This is a genomic window from Collinsella aerofaciens (genome assembly GCF_964283865.1).
In the GTDB taxonomy this organism is placed as follows: domain Bacteria; phylum Actinomycetota; class Coriobacteriia; order Coriobacteriales; family Coriobacteriaceae; genus Collinsella.
The window spans coordinates 35,982-58,912 of record NZ_CAXYLS010000010.1 but is presented as its reverse complement, the minus strand read 5'-3'; the positions used below and the strand labels follow the sequence as shown (position 1 = coordinate 58,912).

The following is a 22,931-nucleotide window of genomic DNA, read 5'->3' as shown; positions in this document are numbered from 1 at the left end:
GCGGATTCACCAAATGCAAAGGAGTCGCCATGCCCGCCTGCCCGCTGGTCGATTGCCATACTCATACCTCGTTCTCGGACGGGCACGCCTCGTTCGAGGACAACGTCCGTGCCGCTGCTGCCGCCGGCTGCCGCGTCATGGTCTCGACCGACCACCTTACCCTGCCCGCCAGTGTGGATGCTAACTGCGAGGTGCAGGTCGTCGAGGGCGACTTGCCGGCACATCGTTTGGCCTTTGAGGACGCCCGCAAACTCGCCGCGCAGATTGCGCCGGAGCTCACCTTTATCTACGGTTTTGAATGCGATTGGTACGAGGGCTGCGAGCCCTTGGTAGAGCACTGGTCCCAGGGCGCCGTCGTACGTCTGGGCAGCGTGCACTGGATTGGCAACCCGGGCGATATTGCGGCAGGCGCCGCGGGCACGGCAGGGACAGAGGACGTCGCGCGCCCCGATACACCCGATTCCCTTTGCGGTTGGATCGACGACGATACCAACTTGCATGTTTGGGAAAACTTAGGCGTGCGCGGCGTGTGGGAGTGCTACGTCGACGACTGGTGCCGTGCTTGCGAAAGCTCACTCAACTTTGACGCGATGGCCCATCCCGACCTGGTCATGCGCTTTTCGAAGGACGGCTTTGCACCCGACTTTGACCCCGCGCCGTTTTGGGAGCAGATGGCCGAATGCGCCCACGATACGGGTCGCCGCGTTGAGGTCTCGACTGCCGCACCGCGCAAGGGGCTCGACGATTACTACCCCGCGACCGGATTGCTGCGTTGCTTCGCCCACGCCGAGGTGCCAATCACCTTTGGCTCGGACGCACACCGCGCCTGTGACATCTGTTGGAATATCCGCGAAGCGCAGGCCCACGCCTACGACTGCGGTTATCGAACCTTCGACATCCCCCACCCCACCGGAGAATGGGAGTCCACGCCCCTCGCCTAAGATTAGTCGTTGGGGACGTTCTTAAACGACTAGTGGCGGCGGGCGTTGAGTTCGCCGGCCAGTTCGTCGAGGGTGATGCCGTAGCGCTCGAGCGTCACGAGCAGGTGGTAGATCAGGTCGCCGGCCTCGTAGCGGATGTGATCGTGGTCGTTATCCTTGCAGGCCATGATCACCTCGCTCGCCTCCTCGGCAAGCTTCTTGAGAAGCTCGTCCTCGACGTCGGTCAGCAGACGCGCGGTATAGCTCTCCTGCGGCGATGCATCACGACGACCGTGAATCACCTCGGCCAGCCCCGTCAGCGTCTCGCCGATGTTTCCCGGCTGCACGTTAGCTGTTCTGACTCCCATGGTTATTTCCTCTCGTTACTGCAGCGTAAAGTAAGTACCGATCTCATCGAACCGAGGCTTTGCGCCCTTTTTCTCAAAGAACTCGACGATGACGGCATGGGCCTCATCGAGCCTTTCCTTCTCGGCCTCGAGCCAAAGCGACTGCGCCCCGCAGGCATCGGTCAGGTGCACGCGGCACGGCACGCCCGCGCGGAGGAGCTCGGCGTTGCATTCGGCGACCTCGAACGGCGTCACGACTTTCATCGCACTCCCCCTTCCACGCGCTTAAAGAAGCAGGTACGGTTGCCGGTATGGCAGGCCGGGCCCGGCGAGTCCACCTTGACCAGCAGCGTATCGCTATCGCAGTCGGCCCAGAGCTCCTTGACCTCTTGCATGTTGCCACTCGTCGCGCCCTTGTTCCAGAGCTCCTGACGGCTGCGACTCCAAAACCACGTGGTCCCGGTCTTGAGCGTCAGCCCCACCGATTCCTCGTTCATCCAAGCAACCATAAGCACCTCGCCGGTGTCATATTGCTGAACCACACAAGGAATCAGCCCGTGGGCGTCGTATTTAAGCTCGGTAGCATTTATTACCTCAGCCATCATTTCTCCCAAGTAACAAACGAAATCCCACAGGTCGGCGAGGGTTGTCCAGGTGCCGCAGGTTGCCGCGAAAGAGGAGCGACGCGTACTTTGGTACGCGAGCGACGGTTTGAGCGGCAAGATGCGGTGCCTGGGCAAGCCGCAGCACTAGAAGTCCAGCCTCACAGGGATGCCTTGGCTGGCCATATACTCCTTCGCCTGGCGAATGCTGAAGGTTCCAAAGTGAAAGACGCTTGCTGCCAGCACGGCATCCGCCTCGCCCTCGATCACGCCCTCGGCAAAATGCTCGAGCGTGCCCACACCACCGCTCGCGATGACGGGGATTGGCACCGCGCGTGCCACGGCGCGGGTGAGCGCCAGGTCAAAGCCGGCCTTGGTGCCGTCGCGATCCATGCTGGTGAGCAAGATCTCGCCGGCGCCGCGGCGAGCCGCCTCCTCGGCCCATGCCACCGCATCGATACCCGTGGCGTTGCGGCCTCCTGCGGTAAAAACCTCCCACTTGTCGGCATCCGGCTGCCCAGGCAGGCCGACGCGCTTGGCATCGATCGCCACGACCACGGCCTGGCTGCCAAACGCCGCGGCAGCTTGGCTGATCAGCGACGGGTCGCGCACGGCGGCAGAGTTGAGCGATACCTTGTCGGCACCGGCCGCCACCATGGTTCGCATGCCCGCCAGGTCGCGGAAACCGCCGCCCACGGTATAGGGAATAGCGAGCTCCTCGGCCGCGTGCGCCGCCATCTCGATGGTCGTCGCGCGGTTGTCGCTCGTGGCGGTAATGTCCAGGAAGACGACCTCGTCTGCACCCTCGCGGTCGTAGGCACGGGCAAGCTCCACCGGATCGCCCGCATCGCGCAGGCTCACAAAGTTGACGCCTTTGACCACACGGCCGTCCTTGACGTCTAGACAGGGAATCACGCGCTTGGTAAGCATGGGCTACTCCTCCCCTCGGGCGGCGGCCAACGCCTGTACCAGCGTAAAGTTGCCCTCGTAGAGCGCACGGCCGGTGATGGCACCTTCAATCGCGCCCTCGCCCACCGCGGCCAGCGCGCGGATGTCGTCGAGCGTCGAGATGCCGCCCGAAGCCACGACGGGAAATCCCGCGACCTCGGCCACATGGCGATACGCCGCCACATCGATGCCCGTCTGCATGCCATCGCGCGCGATGTCGGTATACACCAGATGCTTAAAGCCCAGCTCGGAAAGCTGCGCCACGGCATCGTCGAGCGCCACGCCCGCACCGTCGCGCCAGCCATTCACCTTGACCTGGCCGTCGCGCGCGGCAATATCTGCCACCAACAGCTCGCCAAAGCCTTGGGCCGCCACCTCGACAAAACCCGGCTCGGTCGCCAGCACGGTGCCCAGCGCAATGCGGCAAGCGCCATAGCCGGCCAACTCGTCGATGCGCGCGAGCGAGCGGACGCCGCCGCCCACGTCCACGGACAGGCCGTCGACGCCGCAGATAGCCTTGATCGCCGCCGAGTTGGCAGCGCACGCGTCCTCGTCCTCGCCAAAGGCAGCGGACAGGTCGACGACGTGCACCCAGCTCGCGCCCTGCTCGGCAAACGAGCGGGCAACGGCCATGGGGTCGTCGGAATATACCTTGCAGCGGCTGCGGTCGCCGCGCTCCAGGCGCACGACCTTGCCGCCGATCAGATCGATTGCGGGAAACAGGATCATCGGCCAACCTCCTCGACGATGTTAACGAAGTTCTTAAGGATGCGCTGACCCAGCGCGGAGGATTTCTCGGGATGGAACTGACAGCCCCACACGTTGCCATGGCGCACGATGCACGGAAAGCTCCGCGTATAGTGCGTGCGCGCCAGCACATCGGCGGCATCGGCGTCGTCGGCCACCGCGTAGCTGTGGGTGAAGTATATGTTGGCACCCTCGGCAAATCCGACAAGCAGCGGATCGGCCGAACCGGCGGGCGTCATGTGCACCTGGTCCCAGCCCACGTGCGGCACCTTCAGGCGACTCGACTCCAAGCGCGTGCACGAACCGCGCATGATGCCCAGGCCATCGACCCAAGGGCCGCCAGACTGCTCAGGGGTGCTGCCGTCTGCAGCCATGCCCTCGTCCGCAGGCACGCCCTCGTTGCCACGCTCAAAAAAGAGCTGAAGGCCCAGGCAGATGCCGAGCAGCGGAGTTCCGGCGGCAACGGCGTCGAGTACCGCGTCCGCCTCGCCGCTCTGACGCATAAAGGCGATCGCGTCGTAGAACGCGCCCACGCCCGGGATGATCAGGCCATCGGCGTTGCGGATCTGATCCGAATCGTCCGAGGTGCAGGCGGCGGCGCCGGCGCGCGCGAGCCCGCGCACGACGCTCGACAAGTTGCCCTTGTGGTAGTCGACCACCACGATCTTCGGTTCGCCCACGCGACCCTCCCTTTTCCCATTCAAAACCTGTCCCTTTTTGGCAGGTTACAGCGAGCCCTTGGTGCTGGGGATGCCCTGCACGCGGGGATCGAGCTCGCAGGCGTGGCGCATCGTGCGGCCCACGGCCTTAAAGGCGGCCTCGATAATGTGATGTGAGTTGCCGCCCGCCAGCTCGCGCACATGCAGCGTGAGCTTGGCGTCGCGCGCAAAGGCGTAGAAGAACTCTACGGTCAGCTCGGTATCGAAACTGCCCACGCGCTCAGTCGGCACGGGCAGCTCGCAGTAGGCCTGCCCGCGACCCGAAATGTCCACGGCGGCCATCACGAGCGTCTCGTCCATGGCGATCGCCGCATCGGCAAAGCGCGTAATGCCCGCCTTGTCACCCAGCGCTTGGCAGAACGCCTCGCCCAGCACAATGCCCGTGTCCTCGACGGTGTGGTGTGCGTCGACCTCCACATCGCCCACCGCGTGCACCGTCAAATCGAACAGGCCATGACGACCAAAGGCGTTGAGCATGTGGTCGAAAAACGGCACTCCGGTCGAGATATCGCACACGCCGCTTCCGTCCAGGTCGAGCTTGACGACAATGTCGGTCTCCCCCGTCTTGCGGGTTACCTCGGCATAACGGCCCATCTACATCTCCTCCTTCACCAGCGCGGCAAACGCAGCCAGCACCTCGTCGTTTTCCTGCGGGGTACCCACGGTAATGCGAAGACAGTCCGCAAGGCCCAGCGCATAGCTAAAATCGCGCACCAAAATCGAATACTCATCGCGCAGACGCTCGCGCACGCGCGTAGCATGCGGCGTGCGCACGAGCACAAAGTTCGCCGCGCTCGGCCACGCCTCCACGGGCAGGCCCTCGGCAGCCATCGCGCGCAGGGCGCACAGCTCGCGCTCGCGCTCGGATGCGACCTGCGCCACCACGGGCGCATAGGCATCACGGGCACGCACGCAGGCAAGCGCGGCGGCCTGGCTCAGCACGTTGACCGAATAGATCTGGCGAATCGCCGCGAACACCTCGATAACCTCGGGCGCCGCGATCACGTAACCCAAGCGCGTACCGGCGGCGCCAAACGCCTTGGACAGCGTATGTAGAATCACCAGGTTGGAATGCCCGGCGATAAAGCCTTGCGCCGTGGTGGCCGCGCCAAACGAATCATCGGCAAACTCAACGTAGGCCTCGTCGACCATGACCATGCCGGGACACGCATCGCACAGGGCCGCGACAAAGTCGAGCGGAGCCACATCACCCGTGGGGTTGTTGGGCGAGGTCACGATCGCCAGGTTGCACTCGGGCGCCGCCGCAAGCACGGCTGCCTGGTCGAGCTCAAAGGTCGCCGGATCGCGCCACACGTCGCGCACCCCGGTCTGGCAGAGCGACGCAAAGAAGGCATACTCGCTGAAGCACGGCGGGCAGTTGAGCAGGGTCCTCCCCGCGCCGCCAAACGCCAGCAGGTAGTTATAGAGCAGCTCATCGCCGCCGTTGCCCACGCAGACATTCTCGCGCGCCACACCATGCCAAGCAGCTAGCTCGTCGCGCAGGTCGTTCGACATGGGAGCGGGATAGCGGTTGAGCGGTGTGGCAGCCAGGGCCGCATCAACCGCCTCGCGCACGCCGGCGGGCACGGGATAGGTGTTCTCGTTGGCCGAAAGATTGATGCGCGTGGGCGTAAAGTTAGGGTCGTAGGGCTCAATACCGGCCAGGTAAGGCTGGACAAGCTCCTTCATGCGGGGCGTCAGCTCGGCCATATTAGGCCTCCCCGCCGGTCGCACCGGCGCCATCCGCGCCTGCAGCCGCCAGGTCCACGCCCTCGGCAACCGTCGTCACGGCGTCGCCCGGCCAGGCGACCTTGGTCAGGTCGGCCGCAGCCAGCGACGCGGCACTCACGGCATCCTCGCCCTGTTCCAACACACGGCGACGCAGAGCGGCGGAAAGCGCGTGCGCCCACAGGCCCTCGGCCTCGGCGAGGCGCTGCGTAGCGGGAGCGTCGGAGAGCAGACCTTCGGGCGTATAGCAAATGACGCTCGAGCGCTTGACGAACTCTTCCACCGAAAGCGGGTTGGAGAACATGGCCGTGCCGCCGGTCGGTAGCGTGTGGTTGGGGCCGGCAACATAATCGCCAAGCGGCTCGGAGCTCCAAGCGCCCACAAAGATGGCGCCGGCGTTGCGAATGCCGCCAAGCAGGCCCATCGCATCCTTGCAGTGCAGCTCCAGGTGCTCGGGCGCCACGGCGTTCACCGCCTCGACGGCGGCAGCCATGTCGTCGGCCACCACGATGATGCCCTCGTTATCGAGCGAGGCGCGCGTGATCTCGGCACGCGGCGACTGCGCGACCAAGATATCGATACCCGCCTCGACCTCGCGCGCAAACTGCTCGTCGCAGGTCACCAGATAGCAAGCTGCCAGCGGATCGTGCTCGGCCTGCGCCATCAGGTCGGCCGCAACCACCATGGGCTTGGCCGTGGCGTCGGCCAGCACGCAGACCTCGGAGGGACCGGCAACCATATCGATACCCACATCACCCGAGACAATCTGCTTGGCGGCGGCGACAAAGGCGTTGCCCGGGCCGGTAATTTTGTCGACGCGCGGAATGGTCTCGGTACCGTACGCCAGCGCGGCCACGGCCTGGGCGCCGCCCACCATATAGATCTCGTCCACGCCGCCGAGCTTGGCAGCCGCGAGCGTATACGGGCTGATCAGGCCGTCTTGTTGCGGCGGGGTCACCATAACCACGCGCTTGACGCCGGCCACCTTGGCGGGAATGGCGTTCATAAGCACCGTGGAGGGATACTGCGCGCGACCGCCCGGCACGTAGATGCCGGCCGCCGCGAGCGGGGTCACCTTAACGCCGAGCATCGTGCCGTCCGCGCGCGTGGTAAACCAGCTCTGCTCGACCTCGCGCTGGTGGAACTCGCGAATCTGGCGTGCGGCCTTCTCGAGCGCGGCGACAAAGGCCGGGTCGAGGCCTTCGAGCGCGGCATCGATCTGCTCCTGCGGCAGACGGAAGCTCTGCAGCTCAACGCCGTCAAAGCGCCGGCAATAGTCGCGCACCGCGGCATCGCCGTTAGCGCGCACGTTGGCCACGATATCGCGGGCGGCATCGACGATGTTTTGCGGCAGCACGCCCTTGCGGTTGAGCTGGTTGGTAACGAGGCGCTCACCGGGAGCAAGCTTGATGGTCTTCATATCGGTATCCCCTATCGGTTGAGGTTGCGTTTGAAAAACGAGATGCCGGGCAGCGACACCAATCGGTCCGCAGCCCAGATATGGGGGCGCCCGTGCGTGCTCGCGCTATTGTGCCGAACCCGCGACGGGCTCAAAATGCTTGTCCTTAACAGCAGCTGCCAAGCGATCGGCCAAGTTGCGCACGCGCGGATCCAGGCGCGCGGCACCCGGATTGACGAAGAAGCGGGCCGTGCAGTCCATAATGCGGCCGGTGATGACCAAGTCGTTGTCGCGCAGCGTGGCGCCCGTCGCGGTAATATCCACGATGCGATCGGTCATGCCGACGATGGGGCCCAGCTCGATGTTACCGTGCAGCGAAACGATGTCGGCGTTCACGCCGCGCTCGGCATACCAGGCGCTCGCGATGCGCGGGTACTTGGTGGCCACGCGAAGCGACCCGCGGCGGGCATAGTTGCGCTCGGCCTGGCCGGCGCGCCATGCGGGCTCCGCCTCGATAAACGTGCACAGGCCGTAGCCCAGATCGACCAGCTGCAGCAGGTTGAGATCGGCCTCGATAAGCGAGTCCCAGCCGCAGATGCCGCAGTCGGCGCCGCCGCAGCCCACAAAGGCGGGCGCGTCGCTGGGGCGCACAATGACAAACTCGATATCTCCGACCGCGCCCTCACCGGCACGCGTGTCGCGACCGCGCACGATCAGGTGACGACCGGGGTCACGCAGCTCAGAGACATCCAGGCCCGCGGCCTCGAGCACGTCGAGCGTGTCGGCCTTGAGCGAGCCCTTGGGCACGGCGATGCGCAGCGGGCCCTCGGCGCCACGGCCCACGGCATGATCGCCGTCGGAGGCGGCGTCCTCGGCCGAGGTGCGCGCGGCCTCCAAGCGCTCGAGCGAAAAGGCAAAGCCCGCCGCCGGCACCTCGATACCGTCGCCAAATGCGCCGGTAAAGATGGAGTCATAGCGTCCGCCCGAACCCACCGGATCAGGCAGGCCTCCGGCATAGGCCTTAAAGACCAGGCCCGTGTAGTAATCGAAAGAGTTCATGATGGAGAAGTCGAACGACAGCACCTGAGCGTCCTCGGGAGCCAGGCCCTCGACCAGGGCACGCAGCTCGCGCGTGAGTGGCGCGACAATGCCCGCCGCCGTCAGAAGTGCATCCACGCGGTCGAGTACCTCGGCACCGCCGTGCAGACGCGGCAGCTCGCCAATGGCGGCCTTGACGGCCTCGGACTCGGCGCTTGTCGCCACGCGGGCATCGAGGCCCACAAAGTCGTTGGCGTGCACGCAGCGCAGGGCCTCGGCGGCCAGCTCGCGATCCTCGCACACCGCGAGCAGCTCCTTAAAAGGACGCACGCTACCTGCGATAATGCGCGCATCGGGCAGTGCGAGCTCGCGCACAGCCTCGGCTACCAGCGAGACAATCTCGACATCGCCCGCGGCGTCGCCCGCGCCGATGAGCTCAAAGCCCAGCTGCGTAAACTGACGCGAGCCGCCGGCATTGCGCTGGCACTCGCGAACCACCGGTGCCTCGTAGCGCAGGCGCAGGGGCAGGTCGGCCGCGCGCATGCGGGTCGAAACCAAACGCACGATCGGCAGCGTGTTGTCGGGACGGACCACCAACAGGCGACCGTCATCATCAAAGAGCTTAAACGGCGTGTCCGCAATGCGGCCGCCCTCCTCGAGCGACCCCTTGTCCTCGAGCAGCGGCGTCTCGACCGGCAGGTAATGATGCTCCCTGAAGCAGCCCTTCACCGTCAGCGCAATCTCCTCGCGCGCCTGAGCCTCCTCGGGCAATATGTCCCGGAATCCCCACGGTGTGGCCGTCATCTGGTGAGCCTCCTCATGCTGTGTTTCATATAGAGCAGAAGACCGGCATAGCTCCGCCGGTCTTCTGGGTACTTTAGCATACTAGAGTGCTTGCGGGGAAAATCGTCTCTCTCGGCTCACAGCGTATTCATTTGGAAACATTGGAACGGATTGTCGCAACCCAACCCCACCTAGACGCCAATCGCACGACGATACTCTGCCATTACCTGCGCATCGGCAGCTGCGGGGTCGGCAAAATAGCGCCAGTCATAGGTCTCGGCCGAAACAACTCCGCGATAGCCGCGCGCCACCAGCCTATCCAGGTCGGCGCGCATATCGCGGTCGCCGTCACCCCAGGCAAGATGCGTCGTGCCATCTGCCGCAACATCGACAAAATGCACGTGGGCGACATCATCGCCAAGCAGATCGAAATAATCGTCGATGGTATCCCCTGCCACCGCCATAGCGCCCAAATCCAGACACGCCTTAAGTGCCGGATGATCAACTGCCTCGATCATGCGCTTCGTGTCGGCCGCCGAGTTCACGATCATCGACTCAACCGGCTGTAGGGCCTCGAGCACCAGTCGCACGCCGCGCTCTCCCGCATGCTCGGCAATCGCACGCAGCATCGAGGCGCTGCGACCCCACGCGTCCTCGATCGGCTCGTTCAAAAATGCCCAGCCGCTCGAGACCATGACCTGCTCGGCTCCAAGTTCCGCCGCGATATCTACAACGTTCTTAAAGTACGCGAGCGTGCGGGCACGCGCCTCATTCCCGCGCGCCGCGATATTCCACGGCTTGGGGTTGTTCTGTTCGGGACAAAGCCCCACAATCCGAACCCCATACCGCTGCGACAGCTCCCGTACCCGTTCGAGCGAATCGTATCCATGGCAATCGACATACAGATGCATCGCCCCGGTCCAAAGCTCGCAACACGTGTAGCCCGAAGCCGACGCCGAAGAAAAGAACTCCTCAAGGTCAAAATAACGATGGCTGATATTCATGACGGCAAGCTGGGGATAGCTCATAATTACTCTCCAACCCAAGCGAGGCCCCGTTCCATATAGGAGCGAGGCCCGATTACACAAACGTTATTTGCTCTTAGTAGTCGAACTGGTGATAGTAGCGACGGTAGTTGAGGTTGTGCTTGGTGACCGTCTCGTAGTAAGCGGCAAGGCGATCGGTGATCAGCGAGGAGAGGATCCACGGGGAGACGATGACGCGGAACTCGTCGTCAAGGCCGGGGATCGCGAACTCGGCGGTGTCGATGACGTTGATGTCGGTGTCGCCGGTCACGCCGCGGGTCAGGAAGGCGCGGACGCGCTCGTCGAGCTTGCGGTTCTCGTCCTCGCCCATGAACAGGAAGACCGGGACGCCCGGCTCCACGAGCTCGAGGGTGCCGTGGAAGAAGTCGGCCGAGGTGATGTAGCGGGTGCGCTTCCACTGCATCTCCTCCAGGATGCACATCGAGAACAGGATCGTCTCGCCCCACAGGGCACCGGAGCCGATGAACATGGTGTAGGGGGCCAGGGCGTACTTCTTGGCGAGCTCCTCGGCGCGCGGCTCGAAGCTCTTGCGGATGTCGACCAGGTGGGTCCAAACGTCCTTGGTCTGCTCGATGAACTTATCGAACTGCGGGAAGCAGCCACGGCGATTGAGCAGGCGCAGGCCGAAGCAGTCGGCGAGGTAGTAGCCCATCTCGCAGCCACCGTTACCATGATCGGAAGCCATCTTGACGCAATTCTCGGCGCCGACAGCCTGGCCGATGGGGCCCTCAGGCTTGGTCATGGCGTAGACGCGAATGCCCTTTTCCTTCATCTTCTTGACGGCCTCGAGGACCTCGGGGGTGGTGCCGGACTCGGAGGCGGTGAGCACGACGGACTTCTCGGTCATGCGCTTGTGGCCGGAGACGTTCCACTCGGCGGCGTGGATCAGGTAGACCTCGAGGTCGCGGTCGCCGAACTTGTTCATGAGGTACTCAAGTTGCATGAGCTCGTCCCAGGTGCCGCCGACGCCCATCAGGAACACGGCGTCGTAGCCCTCGTCGGCGACCTTGTCGGCGAGCTCAATCATCTTCTTGCCGGTCTCGTAGACGTTCTTGCCGTCCTCGACGTAGCCCTCCTGGCTAAAGTGCATGATCTCGATCTTCTCGGTTTCCTTCATGGCTTTTCCTTTCTGTCCTGCACGCAACTCTATACATCGCGTTTCTTTTCGATACCAATTATAGACATACACCTAATGTGTTTTTAATACCACTTATCAATCTGCTCCAATCCTCGGTGAACGGTCGAAATTCTCTGGTGAGTGGTATTAAATTAGAATTGAATGTATAGCTAACGCCTCTGGCGCCTCCCTTGTGTGACAAAGAACAGCGTTCCTACCAGCGCAATAATGGTCGATGCCCCAAACAGTACCGTCTGGACACCCAAAGCCTCCGCCAAAAACGGAGCCGCCAGCAGCGGCAGCACGCCGGCGCTCATCAGGCCAAAACGCACAAAGCCGGTAATGCGCCCCAGGTATTTGATGTCAGCGCGCTCCTGAATCAAGATCATCTGCAGCGGTTCCAGGAATCCCCAGGCCAGACCGTTAATCGCCTGACCGATAATCGCGACCCCCAGCATATCGGTGCCCACGTACACCATGGACCCAATGCCCACGGCCATGAGCGCGCCGAGCAGCAATCGCAGGTTGACATGGCGGGCAGAAAGCTTGGTCAGGATGAACGCGCCCACCGAGGAAGTGAGGCCCACGACCGAGGACAGCCAGCCCAGCCAGACGATATCCACGTTGAGCACATCGCGATAGAACAACGACTCCAGCGAATCGAACGCGCCAAACGCAAAGAAGCCCAGAAAGCCCGAGATAAAGATAAGGCGCAGGTCGTGGTCGCGAAACGTAAGTCGCGCGCCCTCGGCCATGCCGCCCAGAATGCCGCCCTTCGGCTTCTCCCCTTTTGCGGGAGCAACACACTCGTGACAGCCCAAGGAGAGCACGGCCGCCACACCCATCATGCCCGCCATGAGCAGATAGACCGATTGCGTGGCAAAACAGCTCACGATGGCACCACCGAGCAGCGGGCCAGCGGTATAGGCGATATTGCTGTAGAACACCATGAGACCGTTCACGCGGGTACGGCCCTCGGTGGTCGACTCCAGGTATCCCGGAAACGCATGCGTACAGGTGTTGATAAAGCCGCCCGCAAGCCCCAAGACGCACGCGGCAAACACAAGCCCGGGGACAGACAACGGCGCCAACCCCACGCCAAGCGATAGCACCGCCGTAATCACGCACGTCACAAACGACGTCCGGCGCGGTCCAAAGCGGTCGATGACCGAGCCCGACACCATATTGCCCGCCGACGTCATAAGATTGCGTACGAGCGTAATGGCAGCAACCAAAAAGGCCGTGCCAGCCAAATCATACGTCGCCGCGCCGATAAGCCCTAAAAAGTACACCGCGTTGTTGGCGCACCATTGCAGGGACTCAATAAGAATCAGCCTGACCTCTGCCGGCGTCAGGCGCATTGCTTCGCGATCCTTCGCGAACATACGAACTCCCTCTATACAAGTAAGGGGATGGAGGGCATAGGCCCGCTCCATCCCCTTACCAGGTTGCAATGACAGTCTATGCAGCCGGGCCCTTACGCCAGCACGCCGAAGAACGCGCCGACGATGCCCACGACCATGGTGGCCACGATCAGCACCATGGGGTTGATCTTCTTGGACAGCAGCCAGTAGTACAGCCAGAAGGCGATCATGCCGAGCATGCCGGGCATGATGCCGTCCAGGATGTCCTGGAGGGTCTGGGCGTCGTCGCCCGAGCCGATGGCCACCGGGATGCTGGCCCAGAACATGTCCTTGCACATGGCGCCCACGACCATGACGCCCACGATTCCCACGCAGGTCATGATCTTCTGCATGAGGCCGGTCCTCTGGGCCTCGTCCAGGAAGCCCACGCCCAGCTCGTAGCCCTTGACGGCGCCCCAGATGCGCAGCGCGAAGCCGGGGACGTTGTAGATGAGCAGGAAGGCGATGGGGCCGAAGGGGTTGCCGGCCTGGCACAGGCTGATGCCCACCGCGGCGGCGACCACGCGCAGCGTCGACAGGAAGATGGAGTCGCCGATGCCGGACAGCGGGCCCATGAGGGCGGCCTTGACGTCGTTGACGCTCTCGGGCTCGATCTCGCCGCGGGCGACCTTCTCCTCCATGGCCATCGCGATGCCGCCGACGAACGGGGCGAACTGGACGGTGATGTTGAAGAACGCGCAGTGGCGGTGCAGGGCCTCGGCGTAGTCGTCGGGGCGGCCGGCGTAGATCTTCTTGAGCATGTTGGCGACCATCAGGCAGAAGGCGATGTTCATCTGCTTGTAGTAGGTCCAGGAGAACTCCATGCCCAGGGCGCCGACGTTGACGGCGCTCTTGACGAGGTCGGAGCGCGTGATCTTGTTCTCGGGACTAGAAGTCATCGTCCTCATCCCCTTCCGCGGAGAGCTGGGGCTGGGCTCCGCCCAGGCCGAGCAGGTCGAACTTGTCGATGCCGATGATGATGGCGATCAGGGCGACGCCCAGGACGGGCACGTTGGCGTAGGAGCACAGCAGGAAGCCCAGGAAGTAGAAGGGCACGAGCTGCTTGGTGAGCACCAGGCGGCCGAGCATGGCGAAGCCCATGGCCGGCAGGATGTTGGCGGCAACGCCGCAACCGTCGATGATGAAGGGCGGGATGAAGTCGAGCAGGCCCTGGATGGCGTCGGAACCCAAATAGAAGGCGCCGCCGCACAGCAGGAAGTACTCGACGCAGCCCCAGATTCCAATTCCCCAATGAACGGCGTAGATGCCTTTGAGGTTTCCCTTGAGGGCGAACTTGTCTGCCATATCGACAAACACAGGGAACAAGGCATTGGTAATGTTGCCGATCGTCAGTGCAAGGACGGCGATGGGCATGGCGAGCGCGATGGCCGTCTCGGTACCCTGACCGAGCTGAATGGCAAACGCGCAGGCGAGCACGCCGCCGACGGTTTCGTTAGGCGGCACGTAGGCGCCGATGGAGATCGAGCCCATGAACAGCAACTCCAGGCTGGCGCCAACGGCAAGGCCAGTCTGCAGGTCCCCCAGCACCAGGCCCACGAGCGGGCACAGGACGATGGGGCGGAACGCGTAGAGGGTGCCGAGCTGGTAGTCGAGACATCCAAAAGCTCCGACTAAGCCGACGAGGATTGCTTGGACAAGCATAGTTCCTCCCAATAAGGAATCTCGAACCGTCGTCACTCCCGTCGCGCGCGTTATTGATATCAATCCGGGAGTTTGACCACACGGTCCGAACCGCACCTGGCGTGCTGCTAACACCCATACCAGGCACAAATGATTTGATACCAATTATAGGTATGCAGGTTCGCCTTATTTAATACCAGTCGCTCAGCGGGGTGTTTTTTACCGTAAACGGCAGGCGCATCCCATTAGGCACGCTCTTTGTTTCGATGGCGGACAAGCGCCACCAGAAAGCCGTCGCCAAAAGCATCGGATGCCAAGTTGGCCACAATCACCAAAACGATCATCGCCGCGCCCAAGAACTCGTTCCAGCTAAAGACCTCGCCAAAGAGGAGCGCCGACCAGCAGGGAGCGAGCACGACCTCACTCATGCAAACCAAGTTGGCCGCAAACGCGTTGGTGCGCGCAATCCCCTTGGCATACAGCACACTCGCAAGGCCGCTGCAAAAAAGGCCATGCACCAGCATAAGCCCCCACTCAAAGGGTTTCACGGAGCCTAGGTCGCCGGCAAAATAGACGATCGGAAGTATCGAGATGCCGCAGGAGATGAGCGAGGACACCATGGGCGACGCATCGGGGCGAGAGTTTAAAAAGAAACACAGCCCAAAGGTGGCGCCCGAAATGACGGCAAGCAGATTTCCGAGCATGCCCTCGGCGCTCAAATCACCTAAAAAGAAAAGTCCCATACCCGTAAAAGCAACCACCACGGAGGCAATCTTCGCAGGCGAGGGCAACGTGCGAGTTGCGAGCGATTGATACACGATAACGAAAATCATCGAGGTGTACTGCAGAACGATCGCGTTGCCGACCGTCGTGAGCTGGTTGGCAAAGTTAAACGTGGTGCCCGTCACGAAGTTGCAGACGGCCACAAGGACAATAAGACGGCTGACGCGAAGGACGGGTCTGCCGACGAGCAGGATAAAGAGCGCCATAAATATTGCCGTGACGGCACCGATCAAAAGAGCTGACTGCGAATTGGCGCGAACGAGGATGCCGATAAAACTCCACAAGAGCGCCGTGCCAAATAGATACATCGCCCCGCTCACGCCATTATCGGGTGGATTGTCAGATCGAATCACGAAGCACCTCCAACTAGCTTTCGGTAATAAAAAACGGCGACCGCAATGGGTCGCCGTTTCCCTTGGGGGCAAATAATAGGCCGGGCCCTTACGCTAGCACGCCGAAGAACGCGCCGACGATGCCCACGACCATGGTGGCCACGATCAGCACCATGGGGTTGATCTTCTTGGACAGCAGCCAGTAGTACAGCCAGAAGGCGATCATGCCGAGCATGCCGGGCATGATGCCGTCCAGGATGTCCTGGAGGGTCTGGGCGTCGTCGCCCGAGCCGATGGCCACCGGGATGCTGGCCCAGAACATGTCCTTGCACATGGCGCCCACGACCATGACGCCCACGATTCCCACGCAGGTCATGATCTTCTGCATGAGGCCGGTCCTCTGGGCCTCGTCCAGGAAGCCCACGCCCAGCTCGTAGCCCTTGACGGCGCCCCAGATGCGCAGCGCGAAGCCGGGGACGTTGTAGATGAGCAGGAAGGCGATGGGGCCGAAGGGGTTGCCGGCCTGGCACAGGCTGATGCCCACCGCGGCGGCGACCACGCGCAGCGTCGACAGGAAGATGGAGTCGCCGATGCCGGACAGCGGGCCCATGAGGGCGGCCTTGACGTCGTTGACGCTCTCGGGCTCGATCTCGCCGCGGGCGACCTTCTCCTCCATGGCCATCGCGATGCCGCCGACGAACGGGGCGAACTGGACGGTGATGTTGAAGAACGCGCAGTGGCGGTGCAGGGCCTCGGCGTAGTCGTCGGGGCGGCCGGCGTAGATCTTCTTGAGCATGTTGGCGACCATCAGGCAGAAGGCGATGTTCATCTGCTTGTAGTAGGTCCAGGAGAACTCCATGCCCAGGGCGCCGACGTTGACGGCGCTCTTGACGAGGTCGGAGCGCGTGATCTTGTTCTCGGGACTAGAAGTCATCGTCCTCATCCCCTTCCGCGGAGAGCTGGGGCTGGGCTCCGCCCAGGCCGAGCAGGTCGAACTTGTCGATGCCGATGATGATGGCGATCAGGGCGACGCCCAGGACGGGCACGTTGGCGTAGGAGCACAGCAGGAAGCCCAGGAAGTAGAAGGGCACGAGCTGCTTGGTGAGCACCAGGCGGCCGAGCATGGCGAAGCCCATGGCCGGCAGGATGTTGGCGGCAACGCCAAAGCCAGCAAGGACAAAGGGCGGGATGAAGTCGAGCATGCCCTGGATGGCGTCAGCACCCAGATAGAACGACAGCGAGCACAGCAGGAACGCCATGATGATACCGGTCAAACCGATCAGGAAGTGCATCGCATAGACACCCTTAAGGTTGCCCTGGCCGGAGAAGACATCAGCGCGGTCAACCAGAATCGGCAGGGCGGCGTTGAGGATGTTCTTGATGGCAAGGCACAGCGTGGCGATGGGCATAGCGAGCGCGATGGCTGCCTCGGTGCTCTGGCCCAACTGGATAGCGAAGGCGCAGGCGAGCACGCCGCCGATCGTCTCATCAGGCGGCACGTAGGCGCCGATGGAGATCGAGCCCATGAACAGAAGCTCCAGGCTGGCGCCGATCGCGAGGCCGGACTGCAGGTCCCCCAGCACCAGGCCCACGAGCGGGCACAGGACGATGGGGCGGAACGCATAGAGCGTACCGAGCTGGAAGTCGAACTTACCAAATGCGGCGATAAGTCCGATGAGGATTGCTTGGGTAAGCATATATCCCCCTTTCCTAATAGGACACTACGAAGAGCTCAGACTCTTCGAAATTGAACGCCTAGAGCACGCTTGCGCAGTCAACCTTGGGGTCATCGGCCAGAGGACGGATCTCGACCTCGACGCCGTTGTTCAGCATCTCACGCACATCGGCCTCCTCGGCTGCAGTCAGGAAGATCTGACGAGAGACCTGACGAGCATCGGGGCGCTTCTCGTCCTTGGGCTTGGTGTTGCCCAGGTTGACCGACTTGATCTGCGGGCAGCCTTCAACAAGCTGCTTTGCCTCAGCGATGGTGGCGACACAGATAATCATCTTGTATTTGTCAGTCACACCCGAGTTAATGGCCTCGATGGCATTCGCCATATCCTTGATGACGAGCTTGCAGCCGGCAGGCTTGCCCATCTTGAGCGTCGTCTTCCACACCGGGTCGTTGGCGACCTTATCGCCCACGCAGAAAATGCAGTTGGAGCCAAGGCCCTGGACCCAAGAGACCGCGACCTGGCCATGAAGCAGGCGATGGTCGACGCGAAGTAGCTGAATCATAATGTGACCCCCCAAAGGTCTTGTGCCGTCTTACGGCGTGTCAGTAGGTGCTGCGGATTAGAACTCTTCTTCCTCTTCGTCATCGACCAAAAGATCGTTGACAAACTTCACGCGCGTATCGTCCGCAGCGACGATGGCGCGAATCGTCTCCTCAACCGGCGCCGACTCGTCAGAGAACAGCAGCTGGATAAGCAGAGGAAGGTTCATGTTGGTAACGAGGTACGTGCGGGGACGCGTCTGGACGATCTTGGTGAACTCGTTGTTGACGCTGCCGCCAAAGAGGTCGGTGCAGACAACGACATCATCGTCGGCAGCCATGCCTGCCAGCAGTTTTTGGGCCTCCTCGGCCACGTCCATGCGGTCATCGACGAACATCGAAAGATCGTGGACGTTGTCGCGAGCGCCCGAGAGCAGCTCGACACTCTCCTTGATGCCGGTAGCGAAGTGCGCATGGCTGGCGATGATGTACTGCCTCATTCTGTGTTCCTCTCAATAGCCCGGCGCGTTCCCGCACCCGTTTTCTTTAGTAGTCGAACTGGTGATAGTAGCGACGATACTTGAGGTTGTGCTTGGTGACCGTCTCGTAGTAGCGAGCCAGGCGGTCGGTAACGAGCACCGTCAGAATCCACGGAGACACGATGACGCGGAACTCGTCGTCAAGGCCGGGGATCGCGAACTCGGCGGTGTCGATGACGTTGATGTCGGTGTCGCCGGTCACGCCGCGGGTCAGGAAGGCGCGGACGCGCTCGTCGAGCTTGCGGTTCTCGTCCTCGCCCATGAACAGGAAGACCGGGACGCCGGGCTCCACGAGCTCGAGGGTGCCGTGGAAGAAGTCGGCCGAGGTGATGTAGCGGGTGCGCTTCCACTGCATCTCCTCGAGGATGCACATCGAGAACAGGATGGTCTCGCCCCACAGGGCGCCGGAGCCGATGAACATGGTGTAGGGGGCCAGGGCGTACTTCTTGGCGAGCTCCTCAGCGCGCGGCTCGAAGCGCTTGCGGATATCGAGCATGTCCTTCCAGATGTCCTTGGTCTGCTCGATAAACAGATCGAACTTGGGGAAGCAGCCGCGGCGGTTGAGCAGGCGCAGGCCGAAGCAGTCGGCGAGGTAGTAGCCCTTCTCGCAGCCGCCCGAACCATGGTCAGAAGCCATGGCGACGCAGTTCTCGGCGCCGACAGCCTGGCCGATGGGGCCCTCGGGCTTGGTCATGGCGTAGACGCGCACGCCCATGCCCTTCATCTTCTTGACGGCCTCGAGGACCTCGGGGGTGGTGCCGGACTCGGAGGCGGTGAGCACGACGGACTTCTCGGTCATGCGCTTGTGGCCCATGACGTTCCACTCGGCGGCGTGGATCAGGTAGACCTCGAGGTCGCGGTCGCCGAACTTGTTCATGAGGTACTCGAGCTGCATGAGCTCGTCCCAGGTGCCGCCGACGCCCATCAGGAACACGGCGTCGTAGCCCTCGTCGGCGACCTTGTCGGCGAGCGCGGTCATCTTCTTGCCGGTCTCGTAGAGCGCCTTGCCGTCCTCGAGATAGCCCTCCTGGTCGAAATGCATGATCTCGATCTTCTCGGTTTCCTTCATTTGTCTCTCCTTTCTGGGGTTGTTTCCACATCCCCCATGCCAACGGGCATCAAAACCCGCTTACATTCCGTAACACTCAGCCGCTTTGGCCTTAAGCGCATTGACTGACTCTTCGTAGCCCTCTGCCTTGACCTCCATTTGCTTGGAGACGGCATCGAGATACGGGTGCACGTTCCATGACTTCAGACGCTCGGCGATCATGGCCGCAATCGTCTGGAAGAACACAAGATTGGGAATTGCGCTGAGCAGCGGAGCCACCTGAGGCACCGCAACCTCGTGAGCCCTACCCTTGGGATGGGCCGTGAGCAGCACCGTTTTTGCCGTAACGTTCGATAGCGCATCGGCGATATTCGCAAGACGCTCCGACCCCTGCGGATCGTCGACGATAAACACCAGATAGCCCGGAACGATCTGCATCTCGGGACCGTGGACGAACTCCTCGCCTTCGTGATGCATGGCAGGAATCTTGATGGTCTCGCTCAGCTTGAGCGCTGCCTCCTCGGCAACACCATAGTTGGGGCCGTTGCCGACGACCATGGCGGGCATGTGCTCAGAAAGCTCGAGCATGTGATCTTGGACATATGCCTCGGCGGTCTTGCACATCACGGCATTAGCCTGGATAGCCTCGCGCAGGTCATCAAGACGCTGAGCAACGCCCTTGGCGTCAATCGTTCCGCGCGCCTGACCGCCGTAAATACCAAAGAGCACCAGGTACTCAACGAGAACCTCGACGCCCAGAGTCACAAAGTCCACCGACTCGACGCCCACACCGTAGTCAAGAACGATGTCAGCGTGTTCCTTGATGGGTGCCTCGACGTTTGCCGTGAGCGCAACTGCAGCCATATCGTGTGCGCGCATGTAATCGAGCGCCGCAATCGTATTGGTTGAATAGCCGCTCTGCGAGACGGCAATGTTAAGCGCATGCTGTGGATAGGTGTGTTCAAAATCGACGAAGGCCTCGGGCGTCACAACGGACACCTGCATCTGCAGCGCATCTTGCAGGTAATCGCGGGCGCAATCCGCAGCATGGCGCGACGAACCCGAAGCAACGATGCGCAGCGCGTCAAAAGAACCGGACTGGAAAATATCAACGAGCTGCGCTACCAGCTCAGACGAACGCTCGAGGTTCTCTCCCATACGCACATGGGCAAGCTGAACGTAATCGAGCATCTTCATCGTCTCACCTCGTAACAAATCATTAGTATTTGATACCAATCACAGTTACAGGTTACGGCTTTTTGATATCTCTTTGTCGATTAATTTATCCCCTTCGGCGAACGGTCGATTTTGAGCCATGTAAGGTTGTATATACAGCTGACCCAACGATCAAAACTGGTTAGTTTCCCAGCCGTTATTCACAAAATACCAGCTAGTACGTATAGGTGTAGCCGCCCGTATCGCCACGATTGAAGGACTTTACATACTCGATAGCCTGACCGCTCGCGTCATAGCTCACGCATTCCAAAAGCAAAACAAGATCGCCCTGTTCCAGTCCAAGGAGGCCGGCATCTCGTGCGCCCAGCGCTTCGATATCGAGCTTTTCCTGTGCCATGACTGGCTTTCGGCCCAGCATCTCATAGGTCTCGTACAAACTGAAGACCGACACGTCAATATCTTCGATGGTTGGGAACAGCAGGCAGGGAATCAGCGCCGTCTCAATCGATACGGGGCTACCGTTTATGCAGTTCAGGCGTCGAACGGAATAGAGCAGGTCGTCCTCGGCGATGCCAAACAGGTCGGCGTAATATGGCCCCGCATAACGCTTGGAACGCGCGAGAATACGGACGGACGGCTCGCCGCCCGAAGCACGGACCGATTCACGGAAACCGACCGTGCGTTCAAAAAAAGCAGGTACTTTCTGCGCCACAAAGGCACCTTTTCCCCGAACACGGCGAATCTGCCCGCGCCGAACCAGCTCATCGACAGCGCTTCGGATGGTCAAGCGTGTCGTACCAAATTCCTCGGCGAGGTCTTTTTCGGACGGAATCATGGAACCCGTGGGATATGCACCGCGCTCGATACGTTCCTCGATGCAGCGTCGAATGCGCATATAAACCGGGGTGGCATCTACTGTTTCAGCCATTGTTCACCTGCCACGCTCCTCATGCCGTTCTCTTCGCCGTTATCGGCAAAGCGGAACTTTGTGGGCAAAATCACCGATTTGCAATGCTCCACAAAACGCATGTCCTTATCAAATTCGATCGAGCTCTCATAGAACACCGGCGTTCCCTCTTCTTGCTGGAGCAGCTCGGCCTCTTCGACGTTCAAACGCGAGATGGAGATATGCTCACGTCCATGCTCAACGCGCACGCCACCTTCTTTGAGCAAGACATCGTAAAGGCTCTCACACTCAAAATCGTGCTCGGGAAGCGATGGGCACAGGGACAGGTTAACGTGAGCGGTCTCGATTGACGCCGGCTCGCCCTCAATAAGTCGAACGCGCTGCATGCGGAGCAAGGGAGCGCCTACAGCCACCCCAAGCTTGTCGGCAAGCGCCTCATCCGCCTCGATGGTCCCGGTGGAAACCAGACGAGAAGAGGGGTGCAGGCCGGCAGTCCGCACAGCATCGGAAAAGTTATACGTTTCCTGGAAGATGTTCAGCGGCTTGGGAGGACACACATACGTGCCCGATCCGCGACGGCTCTCGAGCGTTCCACACGAGATAAGCCGCGTGATACCGGCACGCAACGCCGTACGCGAAACGCCAATCTCTTCGCACAGCACGCGCTCGGCCGGCAGGCGATCGCCGCCGGCAAGCTGATGGTGCTGGATATACCAAAGAATTCCCTCAACAGCATGATCTTTGGGGGGAATTGCATAAGATTCGCCTGCCATTGCACAGACTCCTCATTCAGAAACGTATGCCGCCAAAATTAGGCCAGCCCTCCCATGGCATCAAATTCTGCCTTGATCTTCTCGGCGACATTCCGATACGACTTATATAGACTTGAATCGCGTTTGACTTCGTCGGTCATAACGGGAATCTCTAATTTGGAAACCTCGTCTTTTCCCGTCTGAACCGCCACAACAACGCCCATACCAAGACACATATTACGCTTGGCAGCGTTTATTTTCGCCGCCTTGGCAGGATTTGCCAGGATACGCTGGGCAAATTCCTGTTTAGAGACCGCTTCTTCGGCCTCCGGATCGCCCGCCTCGGCCACTTCGCACTGCAACACGTCCGCATAGTCAAAAATCTTCGGCTCGCCGCCGCGCTGATGCACGGCCCACTTGCGGCGCGTGGCGTCCTGGTAGATAGCCGGCAAAAATGTAAACCGCGGCGGGTCCAAAATCGTATCCGTGATGGTAAACACATCGGGATCAAAGGCATCCTGCGGGTTTTTCTTCTTGAACAGCCCCATATCAGCCTCCCGTACTAGCATTAAACAACTCAAGCCGAATATAGCACCAATTTCAAGCCGTCACTTTACCGCATCGGTGCGCGGCGCCTATGGCTCGCCCAGCGGAAGAACATACGGACGAGGGCCGGGGTGGGGTGCTTGGTTTTGGAAGTGGGCTTCGCGAACTTCCAAAACCAAGCACCCCACCCCGGCC

General features: G+C 61.6%; 26 protein-coding genes. 1 reads left to right on the top strand and 25 read right to left on the bottom strand.

Annotation, left to right across the window (positions count from 1 at the left end; genetic code table 11):
• Window positions 1-29: 29 nt before the first annotated feature.
• Window positions 30-941 carry a PHP domain-containing protein gene (locus tag ACRX4W_RS06660; RefSeq protein ID WP_432299726.1) on the top strand — a complete coding sequence of 304 codons (912 nt, stop codon included), beginning with the start codon at window positions 30-32 and terminating at the stop codon, window positions 939-941.
• A gap of 29 nt (window positions 942-970) precedes the next feature.
• Here the strand turns inward: ACRX4W_RS06660 and hisE are convergent, their stop codons facing one another.
• The 25 genes from hisE to ACRX4W_RS06535 all read right to left on the bottom strand — a co-directional run bounded on the left by hisE (window position 971) and on the right by ACRX4W_RS06535 (window position 22,738).
• The gene (gene hisE, locus ACRX4W_RS06655) at window positions 971-1,288 is read right to left on the bottom strand and encodes a phosphoribosyl-ATP diphosphatase (RefSeq protein WP_117583614.1); all 318 of its coding nucleotides are present in this window, start codon (window positions 1,286-1,288) and stop codon (window positions 971-973) included.
• 15 nt (window positions 1,289-1,303) lie between these two features.
• A complete protein-coding gene (locus tag ACRX4W_RS06650) occupies window positions 1,304-1,531 on the bottom strand; it encodes an RDAC family protein (RefSeq protein WP_432299724.1) in 228 nt (75 codons plus the stop codon).
• Window positions 1,528-1,869 carry a phosphoribosyl-AMP cyclohydrolase gene (gene hisI, locus ACRX4W_RS06645; protein WP_432299723.1) on the bottom strand — a complete coding sequence of 114 codons (342 nt, stop codon included), beginning with the start codon at window positions 1,867-1,869 and terminating at the stop codon, window positions 1,528-1,530. Before hisI ends, ACRX4W_RS06650 begins: the two co-directional genes overlap by 4 nt.
• Window positions 1,870-2,016: 147 nt before the next feature.
• The gene (hisF, locus tag ACRX4W_RS06640) at window positions 2,017-2,799 is read right to left on the bottom strand and encodes an imidazole glycerol phosphate synthase subunit HisF (RefSeq protein ID WP_432299721.1); all 783 of its coding nucleotides are present in this window, start codon (window positions 2,797-2,799) and stop codon (window positions 2,017-2,019) included.
• Between the two features lie 3 nt (window positions 2,800-2,802).
• Window positions 2,803-3,546: a 1-(5-phosphoribosyl)-5-[(5-phosphoribosylamino)methylideneamino]imidazole-4-carboxamide isomerase gene (locus tag ACRX4W_RS06635; protein WP_432299719.1), complete on the bottom strand. Its 744-nt coding sequence runs from the start codon at window positions 3,544-3,546 to the stop codon at window positions 2,803-2,805.
• Window positions 3,543-4,244, bottom strand: a complete 702-nt coding sequence (locus ACRX4W_RS06630; protein WP_432299717.1) for an imidazole glycerol phosphate synthase subunit HisH — start codon at window positions 4,242-4,244, stop codon at window positions 3,543-3,545. Before ACRX4W_RS06630 ends, ACRX4W_RS06635 begins: the two co-directional genes overlap by 4 nt.
• Before the next feature lie 45 nt (window positions 4,245-4,289).
• On the bottom strand, window positions 4,290-4,877 hold the full coding sequence (hisB, locus tag ACRX4W_RS06625) for an imidazoleglycerol-phosphate dehydratase HisB (protein ID WP_118270953.1): 588 nt from the start codon (window positions 4,875-4,877) through the stop codon (window positions 4,290-4,292).
• Window positions 4,878-5,993 (bottom strand): histidinol-phosphate transaminase, encoded by a 1,116-nt coding sequence (gene hisC, locus ACRX4W_RS06620; RefSeq protein ID WP_432299715.1) that lies wholly within the window; start codon window positions 5,991-5,993, stop codon window positions 4,878-4,880.
• A gap of 1 nt (window position 5,994) precedes the next feature.
• The gene (gene hisD, locus ACRX4W_RS06615; RefSeq protein WP_432299713.1) at window positions 5,995-7,431 is read right to left on the bottom strand and encodes a histidinol dehydrogenase; all 1,437 of its coding nucleotides are present in this window, start codon (window positions 7,429-7,431) and stop codon (window positions 5,995-5,997) included.
• Between the two features lie 105 nt (window positions 7,432-7,536).
• A complete protein-coding gene (hisG, locus tag ACRX4W_RS06610) occupies window positions 7,537-9,252 on the bottom strand; it encodes an ATP phosphoribosyltransferase (protein WP_432299711.1) in 1,716 nt (571 codons plus the stop codon).
• A gap of 170 nt (window positions 9,253-9,422) precedes the next feature.
• Window positions 9,423-10,259, bottom strand: a complete 837-nt coding sequence (locus ACRX4W_RS06605; protein WP_117648470.1) for a sugar phosphate isomerase/epimerase family protein — start codon at window positions 10,257-10,259, stop codon at window positions 9,423-9,425.
• 73 nt (window positions 10,260-10,332) lie between these two features.
• Window positions 10,333-11,394, bottom strand: coding sequence for an SIS domain-containing protein (locus tag ACRX4W_RS06600; protein ID WP_432299709.1), 1,062 nt, complete (start codon window positions 11,392-11,394; stop codon window positions 10,333-10,335).
• 170 nt (window positions 11,395-11,564) lie between these two features.
• Window positions 11,565-12,779: an MFS transporter gene (locus ACRX4W_RS06595; RefSeq protein ID WP_195241124.1), complete on the bottom strand. Its 1,215-nt coding sequence runs from the start codon at window positions 12,777-12,779 to the stop codon at window positions 11,565-11,567.
• 92 nt (window positions 12,780-12,871) lie between these two features.
• A complete protein-coding gene (locus ACRX4W_RS06590) occupies window positions 12,872-13,705 on the bottom strand; it encodes a PTS system mannose/fructose/sorbose family transporter subunit IID (protein WP_117648578.1) in 834 nt (277 codons plus the stop codon).
• Window positions 13,686-14,459, bottom strand: coding sequence for a PTS mannose/fructose/sorbose/N-acetylgalactosamine transporter subunit IIC (locus tag ACRX4W_RS06585; RefSeq protein WP_035137735.1), 774 nt, complete (start codon window positions 14,457-14,459; stop codon window positions 13,686-13,688). The genes ACRX4W_RS06590 and ACRX4W_RS06585 overlap by 20 nt, the downstream gene beginning before the upstream one ends.
• 224 nt (window positions 14,460-14,683) lie before the next feature.
• On the bottom strand, window positions 14,684-15,574 hold the full coding sequence (locus ACRX4W_RS06580) for a DMT family transporter (RefSeq protein WP_233505160.1): 891 nt from the start codon (window positions 15,572-15,574) through the stop codon (window positions 14,684-14,686).
• An 88-nt stretch (window positions 15,575-15,662) separates the two neighbouring features.
• The gene (locus ACRX4W_RS06575; protein ID WP_117648578.1) at window positions 15,663-16,496 is read right to left on the bottom strand and encodes a PTS system mannose/fructose/sorbose family transporter subunit IID; all 834 of its coding nucleotides are present in this window, start codon (window positions 16,494-16,496) and stop codon (window positions 15,663-15,665) included.
• Window positions 16,477-17,250 carry a PTS mannose/fructose/sorbose/N-acetylgalactosamine transporter subunit IIC gene (locus ACRX4W_RS06570; protein WP_118206271.1) on the bottom strand — a complete coding sequence of 258 codons (774 nt, stop codon included), beginning with the start codon at window positions 17,248-17,250 and terminating at the stop codon, window positions 16,477-16,479. The genes ACRX4W_RS06575 and ACRX4W_RS06570 overlap by 20 nt, the downstream gene beginning before the upstream one ends.
• 58 nt (window positions 17,251-17,308) lie before the next feature.
• Entirely contained in the window at window positions 17,309-17,791 is a 483-nt protein-coding gene (locus ACRX4W_RS06565; protein ID WP_117565058.1) for a PTS sugar transporter subunit IIB, read from the bottom strand.
• Window positions 17,792-17,848: 57 nt separating this feature from the next.
• Window positions 17,849-18,268 carry a PTS sugar transporter subunit IIA gene (locus ACRX4W_RS06560; protein ID WP_117565057.1) on the bottom strand — a complete coding sequence of 140 codons (420 nt, stop codon included), beginning with the start codon at window positions 18,266-18,268 and terminating at the stop codon, window positions 17,849-17,851.
• A gap of 46 nt (window positions 18,269-18,314) precedes the next feature.
• On the bottom strand, window positions 18,315-19,376 hold the full coding sequence (locus tag ACRX4W_RS06555) for an SIS domain-containing protein (RefSeq protein ID WP_253057201.1): 1,062 nt from the start codon (window positions 19,374-19,376) through the stop codon (window positions 18,315-18,317).
• Between the two features lie 60 nt (window positions 19,377-19,436).
• On the bottom strand, window positions 19,437-20,552 hold the full coding sequence (locus ACRX4W_RS06550) for an SIS domain-containing protein (protein WP_117655976.1): 1,116 nt from the start codon (window positions 20,550-20,552) through the stop codon (window positions 19,437-19,439).
• 193 nt (window positions 20,553-20,745) lie between these two features.
• The gene (locus ACRX4W_RS06545) at window positions 20,746-21,459 is read right to left on the bottom strand and encodes a GntR family transcriptional regulator (protein WP_035137743.1); all 714 of its coding nucleotides are present in this window, start codon (window positions 21,457-21,459) and stop codon (window positions 20,746-20,748) included.
• On the bottom strand, window positions 21,444-22,211 hold the full coding sequence (locus ACRX4W_RS06540; protein WP_035137744.1) for a GntR family transcriptional regulator: 768 nt from the start codon (window positions 22,209-22,211) through the stop codon (window positions 21,444-21,446). The genes ACRX4W_RS06545 and ACRX4W_RS06540 overlap by 16 nt, the downstream gene beginning before the upstream one ends.
• Window positions 22,212-22,249: 38 nt before the next feature.
• The gene (locus ACRX4W_RS06535) at window positions 22,250-22,738 is read right to left on the bottom strand and encodes a hypothetical protein (RefSeq protein ID WP_035137745.1); all 489 of its coding nucleotides are present in this window, start codon (window positions 22,736-22,738) and stop codon (window positions 22,250-22,252) included.
• Window positions 22,739-22,931: the final 193 nt, after the last annotated feature.

Coding starts and splice junctions, on each gene's coding strand:
- ACRX4W_RS06560 (WP_117565057.1), bottom strand. CDS start 18,268: ATGAGGCAGTACATCATCGCCAGCCATGCGCACTTCGCTACCGGCATC.
- ACRX4W_RS06540 (WP_035137744.1), bottom strand. CDS start 22,211: ATGGCAGGCGAATCTTATGCAATTCCCCCCAAAGATCATGCTGTTGAG.
- ACRX4W_RS06565 (WP_117565058.1), bottom strand. CDS start 17,791: ATGATTCAGCTACTTCGCGTCGACCATCGCCTGCTTCATGGCCAGGTC.
- ACRX4W_RS06605 (WP_117648470.1), bottom strand. CDS start 10,259: ATGAGCTATCCCCAGCTTGCCGTCATGAATATCAGCCATCGTTATTTT.
- hisF (WP_432299721.1), bottom strand. CDS start 2,799: ATGCTTACCAAGCGCGTGATTCCCTGTCTAGACGTCAAGGACGGCCGT.
- ACRX4W_RS06650 (WP_432299724.1), bottom strand. CDS start 1,531: ATGAAAGTCGTGACGCCGTTCGAGGTCGCCGAATGCAACGCCGAGCTC.
- ACRX4W_RS06575 (WP_117648578.1), bottom strand. CDS start 16,496: ATGAGGACGATGACTTCTAGTCCCGAGAACAAGATCACGCGCTCCGAC.
- ACRX4W_RS06545 (WP_035137743.1), bottom strand. CDS start 21,459: ATGGCTGAAACAGTAGATGCCACCCCGGTTTATATGCGCATTCGACGC.
- hisB (WP_118270953.1), bottom strand. CDS start 4,877: ATGGGCCGTTATGCCGAGGTAACCCGCAAGACGGGGGAGACCGACATT.
- hisE (WP_117583614.1), bottom strand. CDS start 1,288: ATGGGAGTCAGAACAGCTAACGTGCAGCCGGGAAACATCGGCGAGACG.
- ACRX4W_RS06660 (WP_432299726.1), top strand. CDS start 30: ATGCCCGCCTGCCCGCTGGTCGATTGCCATACTCATACCTCGTTCTCG.
- hisI (WP_432299723.1), bottom strand. CDS start 1,869: ATGGCTGAGGTAATAAATGCTACCGAGCTTAAATACGACGCCCACGGG.
- ACRX4W_RS06590 (WP_117648578.1), bottom strand. CDS start 13,705: ATGAGGACGATGACTTCTAGTCCCGAGAACAAGATCACGCGCTCCGAC.
- ACRX4W_RS06550 (WP_117655976.1), bottom strand. CDS start 20,552: ATGAAGATGCTCGATTACGTTCAGCTTGCCCATGTGCGTATGGGAGAG.
- ACRX4W_RS06600 (WP_432299709.1), bottom strand. CDS start 11,394: ATGAAGGAAACCGAGAAGATCGAGATCATGCACTTTAGCCAGGAGGGC.
- ACRX4W_RS06585 (WP_035137735.1), bottom strand. CDS start 14,459: ATGCTTGTCCAAGCAATCCTCGTCGGCTTAGTCGGAGCTTTTGGATGT.
- ACRX4W_RS06635 (WP_432299719.1), bottom strand. CDS start 3,546: ATGATCCTGTTTCCCGCAATCGATCTGATCGGCGGCAAGGTCGTGCGC.
- hisC (WP_432299715.1), bottom strand. CDS start 5,993: ATGGCCGAGCTGACGCCCCGCATGAAGGAGCTTGTCCAGCCTTACCTG.
- hisG (WP_432299711.1), bottom strand. CDS start 9,252: ATGACGGCCACACCGTGGGGATTCCGGGACATATTGCCCGAGGAGGCT.
- ACRX4W_RS06535 (WP_035137745.1), bottom strand. CDS start 22,738: ATGGGGCTGTTCAAGAAGAAAAACCCGCAGGATGCCTTTGATCCCGAT.
- ACRX4W_RS06555 (WP_253057201.1), bottom strand. CDS start 19,376: ATGAAGGAAACCGAGAAGATCGAGATCATGCATTTCGACCAGGAGGGC.
- ACRX4W_RS06570 (WP_118206271.1), bottom strand. CDS start 17,250: ATGCTTACCCAAGCAATCCTCATCGGACTTATCGCCGCATTTGGTAAG.
- hisD (WP_432299713.1), bottom strand. CDS start 7,431: ATGAAGACCATCAAGCTTGCTCCCGGTGAGCGCCTCGTTACCAACCAG.
- ACRX4W_RS06595 (WP_195241124.1), bottom strand. CDS start 12,779: ATGTTCGCGAAGGATCGCGAAGCAATGCGCCTGACGCCGGCAGAGGTC.